The sequence below is a fragment of the Streptomyces sp. D2-8 genome (assembly GCF_023184515.1).
Lineage (GTDB): Bacteria > Actinomycetota > Actinomycetes > Streptomycetales > Streptomycetaceae > Streptomyces.
The window spans coordinates 245,915-263,224 of the sequence record NZ_JAAHBP010000009.1; the positions used below are offsets into that span (position 1 = coordinate 245,915).

Here is a 17,310-nt window from a genome sequence, read left to right on the forward strand (position 1 = left end):
ACCGCAATGACACGCCCCATCCCCGCCACGCACACCCAGCTCGACCAGCTGCTGACCGGACTCGTGGAGCGGGTCGCCGACGTGAACCAGGCCGTGGTGCTCTCCGAGGACGGCCTGGTGGTCAGCAAGTCCACCGGATTCCTGCGCGACGACGCCGAGCGGCTCGCGGCGACCGCGTCCGGGCTGATGAGCCTCAGCAAGGGCGTCAGCATGGACTTCCGGGGCGGTCCGGTGCGCCAGGCGCTCATCGAGATGGCCAACAGCTATCTGATCCTGACCTCCGCCGGTCCCGGTGCGCATCTGGTCGTGCTGACCGGGCCGGGCGCGGACGTCGGGGTGGTGGCGTACCAGATGAACATGCTCGTGAAGAAGATCGGCGAGCACCTCAGCGCGGCGCCGCGGGGCATGGCCGGACCCGTCGTCGATCCAGGCGTGTGAGGTGGGCGTTGGTGATCCGGCGGGCCGGCTCGTCAGACCGTTCGCTCTGACCGGTGGCCGGACCCGGCCCAGCCGCGCCGACTTCACCCTCATCTCGACGGTCACGGCGGTCGATCCGCCGCCCGCCACGGCGGCCCGGTGCCAGCCCGAGCACACCCGGATCCTGCGGCTGTGCGCCGAGCCGGTCGCCGTGGCGGAGCTGGCCGCCCGGCTCGACCTGCCGGTGAGCGTGGTCGTCATCCTGCTCTGCGACCTGCTGGAGGCGGGCCGGATCACCGTGCGCCCGCCGCGCCTCGTTTCCCCTACCACTCCGGACCTGGACCTGCTGCAGAAAGTGAGGGACGGCCTTGGCCGGCTCTGACCTTGCCACTGACGCGCCTTCGGCACCCGACACGGTCAAGATCCTCATCGCCGGGGGCTTCGGCGTCGGCAAGACCACCATGGTCGGGTCGGTCAGCGAGATCGTCCCGTTGCGCACCGAGGAACCCCTGACCATGGCCGGTCTGGGCGTCGACGACCTCGACGGCATCGAGGAGAAGCGGGCCACCACCGTGGCCCTGGACTTCGGCCGGATCACCATCAGCCGGGAACTGGTGCTGTACCTGTTCGGTACGCCGGGGCAGCAGCGGTTCTGGTTCATGTGGAACGACCTGGCGCTCGGCGCGCTCGGTGCCGTGGTCCTGGTCGACGTGCGCAGACCCGAGTCCAGCTTCGCGGCGATCGACTTCTTCGAGCGCCGCGGCATTCCGTTCGTCGTCGGTGTCAACGGCTTCCACGGCGAACACCCCTACCCGCCCGAGGACATCCGGGAGGCGCTCGCGGTGCCGGACCATGTGCGGGTGCTGCTGTGCGACGCCCGGGACCGGGAGTCGTGCCGGGACGTGCTGATCGCCCTGATCGACCAGCTGATCGCGTCGGCGGTGCAGACGTAGGGGCCCGGCTTCCGGGGAGCCGGCTGCCGGGAGAACCGGCCCGTCAGTTCAGGCCGCCCGGGCCGGTGTTCAGCGGCCCGTCAGTTCAGGCCCGTCAGTTCAGGCCCGCCGACTTCAGCCACGCCTGCGCCACGTCCAGCGGGTCCTTCTTCTCGAGCTGCACCTGCGCGTCCAGCTCCAGGAGCGTCTTCGTGTCCAGCTTGGCGGAGACCGCGTTCAGCGTGTCGACGCCCGTCTGGGAGAGGCCGCTCTTGTGGACCAGCGGGGTCACGTTCGCGAACCCGAAGAGGTTCTCCGGGTCCTTCAGGACGACGAACTTCTCCTTCACGATGGTCGGGTCCGTGGTGAAGATGTCCGCGGCCTGGACGGTGTTCCTGGCCAGCGCCGCCTGGGTCAGCGGGCCGCCCGCGTCGAGCGCCTTGAAGGACTTGAACTCCAGGCCGTACACGGACTTCAGGCCCGCCAGGCCCTGCTGCCGGGTCTGGAACTCGGGCGAACCGCCGATCACCAGGTCCGGGGCGGCCTTCTTGAGGTCGGCGAGGGTGGAGGAGGAGGTGAGCTTGTACTTCTTTGCGGTCTCGGCGTTGACGGTGACCGAGTCCTTGTCCTCGGCGGGCGACGACTGAAGCAGCGTCAGCTTCTTGTCGAGCTTGGCCTTGGCGGCCTCGTTCACGGCCTCGGTGGACATCTGCTCGGCCTTGGGGTCCAGGTAGGCCAGCAGGGAGCCGTTGTACTCCGGCAGCACGGTGACGGAGCCGTTCTTCATCAGCCCGTAGGTCGTCTCACGGCTGCCTATGTTGTGCTTGTAGGTGACCTTGAGGCCCTTGGCCTTGAGTGCCTCGCCGTAGATGTCGGCGAGCAGGGTGCTTTCGGCGAAGTTGTTGGAGCCGACGACGACGGTGCCGGCCTTCGCCTTCTCGCCCTCCAGGGGGTTGTCGGAGGAGTCGCCGGACGAACAGCCCGCGAGCAGCGCCGCAGCGGCGGTGAGCGCGACGGCCGCCACGCCGGTGTGCTTCGTCCTGGACCTGCTGCTCTTCGCGGTAGAAGTCATCCACCGATCCAATCCAGCCGCTTTGTGATCAGTCAAGAGCCTCCTGGTCACGGTTTGTTACAGACCGGGTGCGGACCAGGTTCGGGCTTCAGCGTCTGCGCACCCCGGGCGACACGGCCACCCGGCCCGCCACCCAGAACAGGGCCAGCGTGACCAGTGCCAGGACGGCCACCAGGGTGGCGCCGCCGACCACCTTCTCGTAGTCGCGCTGGTAGAGGCCGTCGACGATGTACCGGCCGAGGCCGCCCAGGCTGACGTACGCGGCGATGGTGGCCGTCGACACGATCTGGATGGCCGCCGAGCGCAGACCGCTCAGGATCAGCGGCAGCGCGACCGGCAGTTCGACCTGGAACAGGATCCGCGACTCGTGCATGCCCATGCCGCGGGCGGCGTCCACCGGGGACGGGTCGACGGTGCGGACGGCTTCGTAGGTGGTCACCAGGATCGGCGGCACGGCGAGGATGACCAGGGGGATCATCACGGGCAGCAGTCCGAAGCCCATCATGATGACGATCAGCACCAGCAGACCGAAACTGGGCAGCGCGCGGGCCGCCGTGGCGATGAACGCGAGGGCGTTGCCACCCCGACCGGTGTGCCCGGTCAGCAGGCCGACGGGCAGGCCGATCGCAGCGGCGAGGGCCAGGGCCAGTGCTGAGTACTGGACGTGTTCGAGCAGGCGTTGCGGGATGCCGTCGTAGCCGTGCCAGTGGGCGCCGTCGCTGAAGAAGGCGTTGACGAAGTTCAGTACGTTCACCGGGTCACGTCCTGGGGGGCGGGCAGTTGCTGCCGCACGCCGGTCTTCGGGCGCCTGCGGGCGCCGTTCGGCATCCACGGGGTCAGCACGACGCGGAGCAGCACCAGCAGGGCGTCGCACAGGATGGCCAGGACGGCTGTCGTGATCACGGAGTTCACGGCCAGCTCGGGCCGGTCGTACTTCTGCGCGTCGGCGAGCAGGTTGCCGAGGGCGCCCTGGTTGCCGATGAGGGTGCCGACGCTGACCAGGGAGATGCTGGAGACGGTGGCGACCCTGAGCCCGGCGATGATGGCGGGCACGGCGATCGGCAACTGCACCTGGAGGTAACGGCGTACGGGTCCGAACCCCATGGCGGTGGCCGCGGCCAGGGTCTCCTGCGGCACGGACCGCACCCCGTCGACGATGGCCGGGACGAGCACCACGAGGCTGTACACGGCCAGCGGGATCATCACGGTCAGCTCGGTCTGGCCGGTGTAGTCGATGAGGACCACGAAGAAGGCCAGCGACGGGACGGCGTACAGGATGGTGGTGGCGCCGAGTACGGGCGGGTACAGCCAGCGGAAGCGGACACAGAGCTGGGCGAGCGGCAGCGCGAGCAGCAGCCCCGCCAGGACGGGCAGCAGGGCCTCGCGCAGATGCAGCCCGATCAGGCCCGTGTAGCTGTGCTGGAGGTCGCTCGGGATGTCGAAGAAGCCGTTCACGACGCGACCTTGGCCTCGTCGGCGTCGGCGTCGGCGTGGCCGGCGGCGTGGGCGCTGCGGATCGCCTCGCCGATGGTCGCCTGCGAGACCACGCCGGTCACCCGCCCGGCGTCGTCCACGGCGACGGCCCAGCCGGCCGGGGAGAGCACGGCGCAGTCGAGGGCGGCCCGCAGGGAGTCGGTGCCGGGGACGAACGGCCGTCCGTGCGTCAGGAGCCGGCCGGGGTCGATGTCGCCGGCCGTCAGGTCGCCCGGCTCGGCCCAGCCGAGGGGCCTTCCCTCGGCGTCGGTGACCAGGAGCCAGGAGGCGCCGGGGGCGGCGATCTGCTCGGCGGTGGCGTCCGCCGGGATCACCGGGCCGGTCGTCAGCGGGAGTTCGGCGGAGGGGAAGAACGACAGCCGCCGGATGCCGCGGTCGGCCCCGAGGAAGTCCTCGACGAAGGCGTCGGCGGGGTGGGAGAGCAGCTCGGCGGGGGGCGCGTACTGGGCGAGGTGACCGCCCTCGCGCATCACGGCGACCATCGTGCCGAGTTTGATCGCCTCGTCGATGTCGTGGGTGACGAAGACGATGGTCTTGCCCAGCTCGTCCTGGATGCGCAGCAGTTCGTCCTGGAGGCCCTTGCGCACGACCGGGTCGACCGCCGAGAACGGCTCGTCCATGAGCAGCACGGGCGGGTCGGCGGCGAGCGCCCGGGCCACGCCGACCCGCTGCTGCTGGCCGCCGGACAGCTGGTACGGGTACCGCTTGGCGAGCGCGGCGTCCAGGCCCACGCGCTCCATCAGTTCGGCCGCCCGGGCCCGGGCCTTCTGCTTGCCCCAGCCGAGCACGCGGGGCACGGTGGCGATGTTGTCGAGGATCGTGCGGTGCTGGAAGAGGCCCGCGTTCTGGATGACGTAGCCCATGGACCGGCGCAGGGTGGTGACCGGCCGGCGCTGGATGTCCTCGCCGTCGAGGAGGATCGTTCCCTCACTCGGTTCGACCATCCTGTTGATCATCCGCAGGGTGGTCGTCTTGCCGCAGCCCGAGGGTCCGACGAGGACGGTGATCGAGCGGTCGGGTATCTCAAGGGAGAGCCGGTCGACAGCCACCGTGCCGTCCGGATACCGCTTGGTGACTGATTCGATCCGTATCAAGGCGCCGGAGCCCTTCGGGTTGGCGGAAGCGTTGGCCAGGGTCGTACGGGCTGTTTCCGGTCGAGTCTAGAGGGCGCCTTTCAACGGTCCGTAGGGCGCACGCCCTTCACGGGCAGGCGCACGGTGAACACCGTCGCTCCCGGTGCGCTGTTCAGCTCGATGCGGCCGCCGTGGGCGCGGACCAGGGACTGGGCGACCGCCAGGCCGAGCCCGCTGCCGCCGCGGTCGCGGCTGCGGGCCTTGTCGACGCGGTAGAAGCGGTCGAAGACGCGGGCCCGGTCGTCGGGCGGGATGCCCGGCCCGGTGTCGGCGACCCGGACCTCGGCCGCGCCCCCCACGACGGCCACCTCCACCGACACCTTCGTCCCGGCGGGGGTGTGCACCGCTGCGTTGGTCATGAGGTTGTCGACGACCTGCCGGATGCGCAGCGGGTCCATCGGCAGCCGCACCGGGCCCGGACCCGCCAGGACGGTCAGCGGATGGTCGGGGCGGCCGGCGCGGAAGGCGTCCGCGGCCTGGCCGACCAGCTCCACCAGGTCGGCGTCCTGCAGACGCAGCGGCGTCTCCACCTCCGCCGCGTCCAGCCGGGCGAGCAGCAGCAGGTCGTCCAGGAGGATGCCCATGCGGGCGGCCTCGGCGCGCAGCCGGGCCAGGTGCCGGTCGCGTTCCTCGGGGGCGTTGGCGGCCGCGTACTGGAAGAGGTCGGCGTAACCGCGGACCGACATCAGCGGGGTGCGCAGCTCGTGGGAGGCGTCGGCGACGAAGCGGCGCAGCCGCTGCTCGGCCTCGGCGCGCACGGCGAGGGAGTCGTCGATGTGCTCCAGCATCGTGTTGAAGGCGGTGCGCAGTTCGTCCACCTCGGGCCCGCCGTCCCGGCCGTCGGCGCGCAGCGGCAGCCGGGCCGCCGACTCGGTGAGGTCGTGCGAGGCGATGCCGTGCGCGGTGGACGCCATGTCGCTGAGCGGCTTCAGGCCGCGGCGCAGCATCCGGCGGCCGAAGACGACCAGCGCGAGCAGCGCGAGGGCGAAGGTGACGACCTGGATGGTGATCAGCTGCCCGACGGTGTCCTCGATCTCCTCCATCGGCGCGGCACTGACCAGGACCACCCCGGGCTCGACCTGGCAGGCGCGCAGCCGGTAGGTGCCGGCGCCCTTGAGGTGCTCGGTTCGCAGCAGCTCCGTGCGCGCGGCGGTCTGCGCCGAAGCCAGGGAGGTGAAGTCGTCGACGTCCTTCGGCAGGTCGGCCGGGTCCTCGGGCCTGCGCAGCTCGGGCGATCCGTCCGACACGTCGTACACGGCGTAGAACCAGCTGTAGTACTTCTTGCCCGAGAGCGTGCCGTAGTCCGCGATGCTCTTGGACTGGGCGATCTGGGCCTGCGCGAGCTGGGTGTCGAGCTGGGCCGACAGGTAGTCCCGCATGTACGTGGTCAGGGCCGTCCCGACGACGGCGAACACGACCAGGGACAGGGCGCCGAGCCCCAGGGCCAGCCGGGTGCCCAGCCGCATTCTGCGGTAGACCCGCCGCAGCCGGGCGATCATTCGGCGGCCTGCCGCAGCACGTACCCGAATCCGCGCACGGTGTGGATGAGCGGCGAGCCGCCCTCGTCGGTCTCGTCGAGCTTGCGCCGCAGCCGGCTCACGACCAACTCCACGACGTTGGAGCGGCCGCCGAAGCCGTACTCCCACACGTGGTCGAGGATCTGCGCCTTGGTCAGCACGGTGGGCGACTTGCGCATGAGGTAGCGCAGCACCTCGTACTCGGTCGGGGTCAGCGACAGCAGCCTCGCGCCGCGCCGGACCTCCCGGGTGTCCTCGTCCATCCTGAGGTCGCCGACCTGGAGCACGGACCGCTGGAAGGCGGGCCCGGCGCTGCGCCGCAGCACGGTCCGCAGCCGGGCCATCAGCTCCTCCACGGCGAACGGCTTGACCAGGTAGTCGTCGCCGCCCCGGGTGAGGCCGGCGACCCGGTCGGCGACGCCGTCGCGCGCGGTGAGGAACACCACCGGCACCATCGTGCCGGAGGCGCGCAGCCGGTCCAGGACGCCGAAGCCGTCCACGCCGGGCAGCATCAGGTCGAGCACCACGATGTCCGGGTGGAACTCGGCGGCCCGCTTCAGCGCGTCCTCGCCGGTGTACGCCGTGACCGCCTCCCAGCCCTCGTAGCGGGCGACGGTCGCGACGAGATCGGCGATGGGCGGGTCGTCGTCGACGACGAGAAGTCGTACTTTTTCCACGAGCTCATAGTGCTGCACGGGCCGGTGCCGCCATAGCCGCGCTCCCCGTCGCCGCGGGATCGATAAGCACCTGAAAGTCGAGCGACAGCTTTCCGACAGCTCCCCCGCGCCAAGCTCGGTATCCCAGGATCCGATCAAGGAGCTGCCCACCGTGACGACCCTCCGTCAACCTCCCGCGGCGACCCGCCCGGGCGTGCGCCCCTCAGTGGTGGGCCGCACCGGCCTGTACGCGGTGCTGCTGGCGAACGCGGTCGTGGTGGCCGTGTTCTTCGTGCAGGCCGGTTTCGCCTCGAACGCGCTCATCGTGCTGGGCCGGCTGGCCGGGCTGTACGCGGCGCTGCTGATGGCGTTCCAGCTGCTGCTGGTGGCGCGGCTGCCGTGGTTCGACCGGCGGATCGGCATGGACCGGCTGACGTCCTGGCACCGCTGGACCGGCTTCTCGGTGCTGTGGCTGCTGCTGGCGCACGCCGTGTTCATCGTCTTCGGCTACGCGGAATCTTCGGCGGACTCGTCGCTGGACCCGGTGAACCAGCTGGTGGACCTCGCCGAGACGGTCGAGGGCGTGCTGCGGGCGATCGTGGCCCTGGCGATCATCATCGTGATCGGCGCGGTCTCGGCCCGCTACGCCCGGCGCCGGCTGGCCTACGAGACCTGGCACTTCATCCACCTGTACACCTACGTGGCGGTGGTGCTGGCGTTCACCCACCAGGTCGCGGCGGGGACGACGTTCGCCTCGTCGCCGGTGGCGACGACGTACTGGTACGGCGTGTGGGGCACGGCCCTGGCCTCGGTGTTCGCCGGCCGGCTGGTGCTGCCGCTGTGGCGCAACCTCCGCCACCGGCTCCGGGTGACGGCCGTCGTCCCGGAGAACGAGCACGTCGTCTCGATCTACATCACCGGCCGCGACCTGGACCGGCTGCCCGCCCGGGCCGGGCAGTTCTTCCTGTGGCGGTTCCTGACGAAGGACCGCTGGTGGCAGGCGAACCCGTTCTCCCTGTCCGCCGCCCCCGACGGCCGTACGCTGCGCCTGACCGCCAAGCGGGCGGGCGACGGCAGCGCGGCCCTGCGGCACCTGAAGCCCGGCACGCGCGTGTTCGCCGAGGGCCCCTACGGCGCCTTCACCACCCTGCACCGCACCCGCCCGGACGCCGTGCTCATCGCCGGTGGCGTCGGTGTCACGCCGATCCGGGCCCTGCTTGAGGAACTGCACGGCCACGCGGTCGTGATCTACCGAGTGGCCACGGACCAGGACGCCGTCCTCTACGGCGAACTGCGCGATCTCGCGCTCGCCAGGGGCGCCGAACTGCACCTGGTGACCGGCCCGTCCGTGCCCGACCGGCTGGCGCCGGCGGAGCTCGCCCGGATGGTGCCGGACATCGCCGAGCGGGACGTCTACCTGTGCGGCCCGCCGCCGATGATGAACGCGGTGCTCGGCAGCCTGCGCGAACTGGGCGTGCCGGGGTCGCAGACCCACTTCGAACGCTTCAGCCTGGCCGGATGACGAGGAGACTGTCGTGAAGCGAGCCCTGCCCGTCCTCGTCCTGAGCGTCGCCGGCCTGATCCCGGTCTGGCGCTACGCCCCGTCGCACGACACCGGGTCGTCGTCGGCCGCCACGGAGGCCGCGGCGCCCGCGTCGACGCCCTCGGTCTCGTCGTCGGGCGGTACCACCTCCACCGTCGTGGCGGGCTCCACCGTCGCCACCGAGAAGGGGGCGGTGCAGGTCGAGGTCACCTTCGACGGCGACAGGATCGCCTCGGTGCGGATGCTGCGGCAGCCGGACCATCCGCAGACCACGGCCGCCGTGCCAAAACTGATCGAGGAGACGCTCCAGGCGCAGAGCGCCGACATCGACACGGTGTCCGGCGCGACCATCACCAGCGACGGCTACCAGGAGTCCCTCCAGGCCGCCCTCGACGCGAAGGGCTGACGGATGCGGCGCGTCGAGCACGTCATGGGGTTCCCGGTGTCGGTCCGCATCGACGACGAGGACTTCCCCGAGGCGCCGGTGGACGGCCTGTTCGCCTGGCTGCGCGAGGTCGACGCGCGGTTCAGCCCGTTCCGCCCGGAGAGCGAGGTGTCACGGCTGGACCGGGGCGAGGTGCGCGAGCCCAGCCCGGGGCTGCGCGAGGTGCTGGACCTGTGCGAGGAGTACCGGATCGCGACCCAGGGCGCCTTCGACGCGCGCCTGCCCGGCCGCGGCCTGGATCCCTGCGCCGTGGTGAAGGGCTGGTCGGTGCAGAAGGGAGCGGACCTGCTGTCGGCGGCGGGTGCGCGCCGCTTCTGCCTCAACGCCGGTGGCGACGTGCTCGCCTACGGCGGCCCCTGGCGCGTCGGTGTACGCCACCCCGACCACGCCGACCGGCTCTGCACGGTCCTGGACGTCACGGACCGGGCCGTGGCGACCTCCGCCCGCTACGAACGCGGCGACCACATCCTCGACGGCCGCACCGGCCGGCCCGCGACCGGCCTCCTCAGCATGACGGTCGTGGCCCCGACACTGACGGAGGCGGACACGGTCGCGACAGCGGCCTTCGCACTCGGCGTGGCAGGCGTCGAGTGGGCAGCGGCCCGCGACCACTGCGAGGTGTTCGCGGTGGACGCGGGCAGGCGGGTGCTGCGGAGCGCGGGGTTTCCGGGGGCGGCGGCGGGTGGGGTTGCGGCGGCGTGAGCCGGTAGGCACCGGTCAGCCGCCCGGCAGATCCTCCAGCAGTCCCGCCGGCGGCACGAAGAACAGGCTGCCGGTGACGGCCCGCGAGTAGTCCAGCAGCGGGTCGGGCCCGGAGCCCGGCCCGCCGAGTTGGCGCGTCCACTCCTCCCGCAGCGCCTTCACGTCCCACGGCCCGAGGGGCACCGCGTCGGCGCACGCGGCGCCCGACAGCGCGTCCCGCAGCGCCGTCGGCACCGGCACGGACACCTCCTGCCACGACCAGTCGTGCAGGAAGCGCACCCGGAGGCCGTCCCGGGCGGTCGCGGACGTCGCCGTGACGCTCGGGTGGGCCGGGCGCCAGGCACCGTCCGGGGCGTACCGGTCGAACAGGGCGCGGGCGAAGCCGGGTCGGGCACCGTGCCGACGTAGGTGACGCGGCCGGCTCCGTGGCGGTGCGTGGTGACGGCGGGCCAGCGGCCGAAGTGCGGGTGCGCGTACGCCGCCAGGGTCTCGGCGCCCTGCGGCCGCAGCCCGTCCGCCCAGTGCAGGGCGTGCGCGCCGGGCGGGAGGGGGAGGGAGTCCGTGCCGGTGACGGGCAGCGGGTCGCGCAGTCAGCACGCGGTCGCGCGCCTCGGGGCTGACGTGCGGTTCGCCGTTGACGACCCGCGACACGGTCTTCTGGGACACCCCGGCGGCCCGGGCCACCTCGGTCATACCGGGCCCGCGGCGGCGTCGCCCACCGGCGGCTCCGGTCGTCGTCATGAGGGCTCCCCTGCTGATGGACGACGGCATGGACTACGTAGTCAGACTTGTCTGAGGTGAGGGAAAGGGCTTGCCTGACTACGTAGTCAGGCCAGTGTGGTGATCCGGGCGTATGGCCTCAACGATCCGGACGAAACAAGAGTTCGTCCGTCACCCACTCCGACAACATCCGCACCGGTTAATCTCGTAGGTCACCGAAGGTTAACGGGGGTTGCCCATGGTGAACGCCGACCGCACGCCGCCGGACTGCCCTGGGGGCCATGACGGCATGCCGGAGACCGACGCCGGGCGTCACCTCCAGAACCAGCTCGAGATCCTCATCCAGGACTTCCGCAGGAGCACCGAACCGCCGATGCCGGTGTTCGTCGTGCACGCGCAGGAGAGCCGGGACGACGACGCGGTGGCCGGGCTGGTCCGGCAGCTGTACGCGGGCCAGGAGGCGCACGGCACGCGCTGCGCGGTGACGCAGGACGCCTACGAGGGCCGCACGGAGGTGCGCCGGGCGGCGGCCCTGGTGCGGGCGCTGAGCGACCCGCGGAAGTGGGGCGGCCCGAAGGCGGTCTACCGGCGCTACGCGTTCCCGCGGTTGCGGCTGGTGCACGCCATCGACGACGCGGTCGCGGCACTCGGCGACAGCTGGCCGACACCCGCCCCGGGCAGCCCCGAGGCCGGGCAGGACCAGCAGCAGCGGCTGCTGAACGAGCTGGCGCAGCAGCGCTGGCGGCCGAAGAACACCGCCCGCTGGCGTTCCGGCCTGCCGCTGTTCGACATGGCGCACATCCTCCCGGCGAGCGTCGTGACCGTGCTCGCCGCGCTCCTGGCCCGCAGCGAGTGGTACGTCGCGGTCGGCGCCGGTCTCGTCTTCCTGCTGCTGCTGACCGTCCTCAACTACGTCCTGCCGGGGCGGGCGCCGATCTTCCTGTGGCTGCGCCGGGAGAGCCGCTGGTTCATGACCACGACCTTCCTGCGCGCGGCTGACCGGGAGGAGCCCACCGAGGTGTCGCTGCTGCGGCCGGTGCGGTCCTGGAAGGCGATCGCGGCCCGGGCCTACGACGTGGCCGAGGCGCTCACGGCGGGCGGCGACTTCCACCTCCAGCTGTGCGTGCTGGCGCTGCGCGAGGACCTGCGGGACAACCACCGCCGCTGGAGCTGGGACCTGCGCGGCTTCAAACGGCCGCGCCCGCCGATGCTGTTCCTGCCCCACGCGGACGAGAGCAACGGCGGCATCGAGCTGATCCGGGCCATCAGCGACGTCCGCAGCCGGCGCAGCGAGCTCGACCCGCTGCTCGTGGTCGCCGCGGTGCGCACGCACGACGTGCCGCGCCTGGAGCGCAGCGTGGTCCAGACGGCGCCCGCCCCGGAGGCGGCGCCGCCCACGTTCGGCATCCGGCTGCTGCGCACCTGGTACCGGGAGTGGGGCCGCAACCTGCGCGCCGAGCAGTCGCCCAGCCGGGAACGGTCCGTCCTCCCCTGGGTGATGACGATCCCGCTGCCGCACGACCAGCTGGGTCCTCTCGAGGAGGGCCGCCACCATCTGCGGGCCTCCGCCCGGCCGACGCCCGCCCGGCTGGTGTGGGCGCTGCACTCCCTGGCCCTGGTGATCGCCGTGCTGTCCGCGGCCACCGTCATGCGGGCCGACGCCCTGGACGACCGGTACTGCTCGGCGTCCGTGCTGACCGCCAACCGGGACACCCGGCGCGCACAGGCACCCGACGGCCGCACGGAGTGCATCGGCGTGGCGACGGACGACGTCCGCTTCGCCGACTGGCTGCCCGCACCCGAGGCCGGTGACGACCTCAAGGCGCTCACGGCCGGCGACGAGACGCCCTGGACGGTGACCGACCTGGAGGACCGCATCGCCCGGCAGAACGCGGAGGTCCTCGCCGGCCACGCCGGCAAGTACGTCACCGTCGTCTACGCCGGGCCGCTCAGCGCCGACACCGCGGCCGGCTCCTCCCTCGTGAAGGGCGCCGAGGAACTGGCGGGCGTGTATCTGGCTCAGGCCGTCATCAACGAGAACTCCAGCGTGAAGCTGCGTGTCCTGATCGCCAACGGCGGCGTGGACCTGGGCCACCAGGAGCAGATGGCCGAGGCGATCGCCGCGTACGCCGCCCACGACCCGACCGTGGTGGGGGTCGTCGGCACCGGCCGCGACCTGAAGTCGAGCCGGGCGACGACCCGCATCCTGATGGAGGCCGGCCTGCCGGTCGTCTCCGGCACGAACTCCGCGACCTATCTGCCCCGCGAGTTCGCCAACTGGTTCAGCCTGGCGGCCACGGACGAGTGGCAGACCCGGCAACTCGGCCTGATCGCCGCCCAGTTGCGCACACCGGACCGGCGGCAGTACGCCCTCGTCCTGGCCCGTGACACGGCGCGGACCGACGACCTCTACACCGACGAGCAGGCGCGCTACGGCCAGCGGATGCTGCAACGGCAGGGCTTCACCCTGCTCAAGCAGCGCCGCTACACCCTCAGCGGCGGCAAGCCGGAACTCCGCTCGCACGCCCAGGAGATCTGCCGGGGCGGCCGGGTCCCGTCCGTGGTCTACTTCGCGGGCCGGGTGGAGGACATCGACCCCCTGATGACCCAGCTGGGCACCGAGCCGGGCTGCGCCGGAAAGCCCCTGGCCATCCTCACCGGCGACGACCTGTCCAAGGCGGACTTCGCCGGCGGCGGTCAGTCCGTGGCGCCGAAGGTCACGCTGTACCACGCGGCCCTCGCGGAGCTGGAGACGGCCGCCACCAGAACGGCCTTCTACCTGGACGCCGCCAAGCACCTGCCGGGACAGCAGGGCCGCCGCCTGCGCTACGACAGCCCCGCCCTGGCCAGCGGCCAGACCGCCCTGGCCCATGACGCGACCCGCGCCCTGTACTGGGCGGCCACCCGCGGCGACCGGCCGCAGAGCCGCGCCTCGACCTGGGTGAACCTGCGCAACGTCAAGATCGAGGGCATGGCCACCGGCACCATCGACTTCACCGGCGCCCCGCTGTACGGCGACCACACCGGGCACAGCATCGTCCTCAAGGAGGTCCGCCGCACCGGCGACGGCCTCTCCGAGCCCCGCGTGGTGTGCAGCCGCACCGCGGGGAACACGAAACCCCTCACGCGGAAGGAGTGCCGGATCCGCTGAGCGCCGCCTCAGCCCTCCTCGGGGGCCAGCCGCAGCGCGATCGAGTTGATGCAGTACCGCTGGTCCGTGGGCGTCGCATACCCCTCACCCTCGAACACGTGCCCGAGATGCGAGCCGCACCGGGCACACCGGACCTCGGTCCGCACCATGCCGTGCGACCGGTCCTCGATCAGCTCCACCGCGTCGGTGTCCCTGGGGTCGAAGAAGGACGGCCAGCCGCAGTGCGACTCGAACTTCGTGTCCGAGGTGAACAGGTCCGCGCCGCAGGCGCGGCAGGAGTAGACGCCCCGGGTCTTGGTGTCGGTGTACTCACCGGTGAAGGCGGGCTCGGTGGCCGCCTGCCGCAGGACCGCGTACTCGCCCGGGGTCAGTTCCGCGCGCCACTGCTCGTCCGGCTTCTCCACGTCGTACGGCATGAGCCTCCAGCCCCTCAGTTCGACAGACGGTCCAGGATGTGCGGGCCGAGGTCGGTGACGTCGCCCGCTCCCATGGTGAGAACGAGGTCACCCGGCTTCGCCATTCCCGCGACGGCCGACGGGACGTCCGCCTTGTCGTGCACCTGCGTCACGTCCGCGCCCGCGGCCCGGGCCGCCTCGATGATCAGCTCGCTCGTCACGCCCGGGATCGGGTCCTCGCGCGCCGGGTAGATGTCGAGCACGACGGAGGCGTCCGCGAGGGCGAGGGACTGGCCCATCTCCTTGCCGAGCTCCTGCGTCCGCGAGAAGAGGTGCGGCTGGAAGACGACCAGGATCCGGGCGTCACCGGCCGCCGCGCGCATGGCCTCCAGGTCGGCGGTCATCTCGGTGGGGTGGTGCGCGTAGGAGTCGATGACCTGCACACCCGCGGCCTCGCCCTTCAGCTGGAGCCGCCGCTTGACGCCCGTGTACGCGGCGATCGCCGGGGCCAGCTCGGCCGCCGGGACCCCGAGGGCCACGCCCGCCGCCAGCGCGGCGACCGCGTTGTGCGCGTAGTGCCGGCCGGGGACGGAGACCGTGAAGGTCAGCTCCTCCCCCTCCAGCACCACGGTGACCTCGCTCTTCAGCCCCTGCGGCACGACCGACCGGATGCGCACGCCCGCGTCCTCGGACTCGCCGTACGTCACCACCCGCACGCCGCGCCCGGCGACCCGGCGCGTCAGCTCCCGGGCGCCCTCGTGGTCGGCGGCGATCACCAGCGTGCCGCCCTCGGTGATCCGGTCCACGAACGTCTCGAACGACGCGTAGATCTCGTCCATCGACGCGTAGTTGGCGTGGTGGTCGAGCTCGACGTTCAGCACGATCGCGACGTCGGGCGCGTACTTGTGGAAGCTGCGGTCCGATTCGTCCGCCTCGGCGACGAAGATCTCGCCCTCACCGTGCAGCGCGTTGGAGCCGGGCGCGTCCAGGTCCCCGCCGATCGCGTACGAGGGCTTCAGGCCCAGCTCGCTCAGCGACACGGCCAGCATCGAGGTCGTGGTCGTCTTGCCGTGCGTACCGGCGACGGCGATCGGCCGCAGCCCGCCCATCAGAGCGGCGAGCGCGTCGGACCGGTGCACGACGGGGATGCCGAGCTCGGCCGCGCGGGCCAGCTCGGGGTTGTCCTGCCGGATCGCCGACGACACGACCACACAGCTGGCGTCGTCGGCGAGATGCTCCGCGGCGTGCCCGATGTGCACGGTCGCCCCCAGCGCCCGCAGCGCCTCGGCCGTGGCCGACTCCTTGGCATCACTGCCCGCCACCACGGCCCCGCGCTGCGCGAGGATCTTCGCGATCCCCGACATTCCGGCCCCACCGATCCCGATGAAGTGCGGTCGGTCCATGGCGGTGGGAAGGCCGGCTGCCATGCAGATCTCCAAGAGCGAGCGACGACGGTGAGCGCCCCCAGCCTATTTCAGGAACGGGGAGTGATGCGGCCAACCCAGGGGCGCGGGGAACTGCGCGAGCAACCACGACCGACCCGCACCCGACGAACCAGGACGACCCGGCCCTACGCCTTGCTGTGCGAGAACAGCTTCAGCACCGGCACCCCCACCTTGTGCCGGGCCCGGGAAGCCCAGTCACGGTGGAAGAACTCCTCCACGTAGTGGGGATCGGTCAGCACGATGACCTCGTCCGCCCCGACCTCCTCCACCAGGGACTTCAGCGCGTCCAGCGGATGATCCTCGATCAGCCGCCCCTGGGCCCCGCTGCCCGAGGCACGCAACGCGGCGAGGGACACCTCCAGCGCGCGCTGCCCCACGCTCAGCGCCTCCTCGCCCTCCGGTGTCTCCCCCTCGCGGACGGCCTCGTCGAGCTCGCCGAGCGCCACGTCGTCGATGGCCCGCAGCAGGCGGTCCGCCTGCTCGCCGCGCGGCTGCCACAGCACCTGGAAGGAGACCTGCTCCTCGCCGTGCAAGGTGGTGACGAACTCCACGTCGGCGGACGTCAGCGCCTTCTCGATCATCAATACGCTTGTGAACACCAGGCGCCCCTTCTGCTCCCGGGGGCCCGTGGCCCCACTCCTCCGCGGGCCGTGCCAGGCCCTGCGAAAACCAACCTGCCCCGTGTTCGCACGGGTACTGCCGGATCCAGTGTGCCCTTCGGAAACCAAACGGAACGACATATTCCGCCGATGAACGGACCGACAGTGAGGTTCACCCCCGCTTCTGGACGAAGCGGTCGGCCGGACCACCCGACCGCCGACACCTCCTACCCCGGGTCCGGCGTTTCAGTACGCCGCTCAGGCCCGTCCGTACCGCGTGAACAGGAAGCCGTCCTCCTCCAGCATCGACACCAGCCCGAAGCGGTGCGGGACCGTGACCGCCGGCCCCCCGGCGATGCGCTGCGCCTCGCCCGCCGTGAGCATCGGGGAGACGGTCAGGCACAGCTCGTCGAGCACACCGGCCGCGACCATCTGCCCGAGCAGCCGCGGGCCGCCCTCGGTCAGCAGCCGGGTGTGGCCGAGGTCGGCGAGGGCCCGGACGGCGCGGGCGGGGTCCACGCCGATGCCGTCTCCGGCGGTCATCACCCGGGCACCCGCCTTCTCGGCGGTGGCGACACGGTCCGGGGCGGCCGCGGCCCCCGTGAGGATCAGGGTGGGCACCAGGGGCGAGGTGAACAGCGGGAGCGAGAAGTCCAGGTCGAGGCCGGCCGTGACGACCGCGATCGCGGGTGCGGGCCGCTGCCCGGCCGCCTGGCGCCTCGCCGCGAAGTCCGCACGCGCGCGGGCCGGCCGGTACCCCTCCTGCCGTACCGTCTCCGCACCGACGACCACGACGTCGGCCAGCGCCCGCAGCGTGCCGAAGATCCGCATGTCGGTGGCGCTGGAGATGGGCTGCGAACGGCCGTCGTGCTGGGCGGCCCCGTCCAGCGTGGACACCATGTTGGCGCGCAGCCACGGCACCGGCCCCCCGGGCCCCGGCTCGGGATAGGCGTACGCCGCGGCCAGCTCGTCCAGGCTCCATTCCCGCCCGGCGCCCTCACCGGACGCGCCGCCCGGCACCGGAGCTGCTGTTTCATCGGTCACAGGGAACAGACGTCGCATGCCGTGCAGTGTTCCACGCGCCGTAGC

General features: G+C 72.0%; 18 protein-coding genes and 1 pseudogene. 7 read left to right on the top strand and 12 right to left on the bottom strand.

Translation table 11 applies throughout. The annotated features are described in order from the left end of the window. Positions 1 to 6: 6 nt before the first annotated feature. Genes G3I77_RS19125 through G3I77_RS19135 form a run of 3 tightly spaced genes read left to right on the top strand, consistent with a single transcriptional unit; the run spans position 7 to position 1,370 of the window. Entirely contained in the window at positions 7 to 438 is a 432-nt protein-coding gene (locus tag G3I77_RS19125) for a roadblock/LC7 domain-containing protein (RefSeq protein ID WP_020271575.1), read from the top strand. A gap of 1 nt (position 439) precedes the next feature. Then, positions 440 to 799: a DUF742 domain-containing protein gene (locus G3I77_RS19130; protein WP_248505347.1), complete on the top strand. Its 360-nt coding sequence runs from the start codon at positions 440 to 442 to the stop codon at positions 797 to 799. Next, positions 786 to 1,370 carry an ATP/GTP-binding protein gene (locus G3I77_RS19135; protein WP_248505349.1) on the top strand — a complete coding sequence of 195 codons (585 nt, stop codon included), beginning with the start codon at positions 786 to 788 and terminating at the stop codon, positions 1,368 to 1,370. The genes G3I77_RS19130 and G3I77_RS19135 overlap by 14 nt, the downstream gene beginning before the upstream one ends. 94 nt (positions 1,371 to 1,464) lie before the next feature. On the opposite strand, the gene G3I77_RS19140 is transcribed toward G3I77_RS19135, so the two are convergent. The 6 genes from G3I77_RS19140 to G3I77_RS19165 form a co-directional block, all read right to left on the bottom strand. After that, complete coding sequence (locus G3I77_RS19140) at positions 1,465 to 2,421, bottom strand: ABC transporter substrate-binding protein (protein ID WP_248505351.1); 957 nt, start codon at positions 2,419 to 2,421, stop codon at positions 1,465 to 1,467. An 88-nt stretch (positions 2,422 to 2,509) separates the two neighbouring features. Beyond that, positions 2,510 to 3,175: an ABC transporter permease gene (locus G3I77_RS19145; protein WP_248505353.1), complete on the bottom strand. Its 666-nt coding sequence runs from the start codon at positions 3,173 to 3,175 to the stop codon at positions 2,510 to 2,512. Further along, positions 3,172 to 3,876 (bottom strand): ABC transporter permease subunit, encoded by a 705-nt coding sequence (locus tag G3I77_RS19150; protein WP_248505355.1) that lies wholly within the window; start codon positions 3,874 to 3,876, stop codon positions 3,172 to 3,174. Before G3I77_RS19150 ends, G3I77_RS19145 begins: the two co-directional genes overlap by 4 nt. After that, entirely contained in the window at positions 3,873 to 5,009 is a 1,137-nt protein-coding gene (locus tag G3I77_RS19155) for an ABC transporter ATP-binding protein (protein WP_248505357.1), read from the bottom strand. The genes G3I77_RS19150 and G3I77_RS19155 overlap by 4 nt, the downstream gene beginning before the upstream one ends. 80 nt (positions 5,010 to 5,089) lie before the next feature. After that, positions 5,090 to 6,547: a cell wall metabolism sensor histidine kinase WalK gene (locus tag G3I77_RS19160; RefSeq protein WP_248505358.1), complete on the bottom strand. Its 1,458-nt coding sequence runs from the start codon at positions 6,545 to 6,547 to the stop codon at positions 5,090 to 5,092. Next, positions 6,544 to 7,242: a response regulator transcription factor gene (locus tag G3I77_RS19165; RefSeq protein ID WP_248505359.1), complete on the bottom strand. Its 699-nt coding sequence runs from the start codon at positions 7,240 to 7,242 to the stop codon at positions 6,544 to 6,546. Before G3I77_RS19165 ends, G3I77_RS19160 begins: the two co-directional genes overlap by 4 nt. Positions 7,243 to 7,447: 205 nt before the next feature. Between G3I77_RS19165 and G3I77_RS19170 the strand changes: the two genes are divergently transcribed. The 3 genes from G3I77_RS19170 to G3I77_RS19180 are packed head-to-tail and all read left to right on the top strand — an operon-like array spanning position 7,448 to position 9,911. Continuing rightward, positions 7,448 to 8,743, top strand: coding sequence for a ferric reductase-like transmembrane domain-containing protein (locus tag G3I77_RS19170; RefSeq protein ID WP_374385828.1), 1,296 nt, complete (start codon positions 7,448 to 7,450; stop codon positions 8,741 to 8,743). Between the two features lie 13 nt (positions 8,744 to 8,756). After that, positions 8,757 to 9,170 (top strand): FMN-binding protein, encoded by a 414-nt coding sequence (locus G3I77_RS19175; protein WP_248505361.1) that lies wholly within the window; start codon positions 8,757 to 8,759, stop codon positions 9,168 to 9,170. 3 nt (positions 9,171 to 9,173) lie between these two features. Continuing rightward, the gene (locus G3I77_RS19180) at positions 9,174 to 9,911 is read left to right on the top strand and encodes an FAD:protein FMN transferase (protein WP_248505362.1); all 738 of its coding nucleotides are present in this window, start codon (positions 9,174 to 9,176) and stop codon (positions 9,909 to 9,911) included. A gap of 158 nt (positions 9,912 to 10,069) precedes the next feature. On the opposite strand, the gene G3I77_RS19185 is transcribed toward G3I77_RS19180, so the two are convergent. Both G3I77_RS19185 and G3I77_RS40670 read right to left on the bottom strand, forming a co-directional pair. Further along, a complete protein-coding gene (locus G3I77_RS19185; RefSeq protein WP_308311401.1) occupies positions 10,070 to 10,501 on the bottom strand; it encodes a beta-galactosidase trimerization domain-containing protein in 432 nt (143 codons plus the stop codon). 46 nt (positions 10,502 to 10,547) lie between these two features. Then, positions 10,548 to 10,682 (bottom strand): annotated as a pseudogene (locus G3I77_RS40670) (LacI family DNA-binding transcriptional regulator); the annotation flags it as partial. A 238-nt stretch (positions 10,683 to 10,920) separates the two neighbouring features. On the opposite strand from G3I77_RS40670, the gene G3I77_RS19195 reads away from it, so the two are divergent. After that, entirely contained in the window at positions 10,921 to 13,782 is a 2,862-nt protein-coding gene (locus G3I77_RS19195) for an ABC transporter substrate-binding protein (protein WP_248505363.1), read from the top strand. A gap of 8 nt (positions 13,783 to 13,790) precedes the next feature. Here G3I77_RS19195 and msrB read toward each other — a convergent pair whose 3' ends face one another. From msrB to G3I77_RS19215, 4 genes are all read right to left on the bottom strand, one after another. Further along, the gene (msrB, locus tag G3I77_RS19200) at positions 13,791 to 14,198 is read right to left on the bottom strand and encodes a peptide-methionine (R)-S-oxide reductase MsrB (protein WP_248505365.1); all 408 of its coding nucleotides are present in this window, start codon (positions 14,196 to 14,198) and stop codon (positions 13,791 to 13,793) included. A 14-nt stretch (positions 14,199 to 14,212) separates the two neighbouring features. Then, complete coding sequence (gene murC, locus G3I77_RS19205; RefSeq protein ID WP_248505368.1) at positions 14,213 to 15,604, bottom strand: UDP-N-acetylmuramate--L-alanine ligase; 1,392 nt, start codon at positions 15,602 to 15,604, stop codon at positions 14,213 to 14,215. 143 nt (positions 15,605 to 15,747) lie between these two features. After that, complete coding sequence (locus G3I77_RS19210) at positions 15,748 to 16,221, bottom strand: indole-3-glycerol phosphate synthase (protein ID WP_248505370.1); 474 nt, start codon at positions 16,219 to 16,221, stop codon at positions 15,748 to 15,750. Between the two features lie 258 nt (positions 16,222 to 16,479). Next, complete coding sequence (locus G3I77_RS19215; RefSeq protein WP_248505372.1) at positions 16,480 to 17,283, bottom strand: pyrimidine reductase family protein; 804 nt, start codon at positions 17,281 to 17,283, stop codon at positions 16,480 to 16,482. Between the last annotated feature and the right edge of the window lie 27 nt (positions 17,284 to 17,310).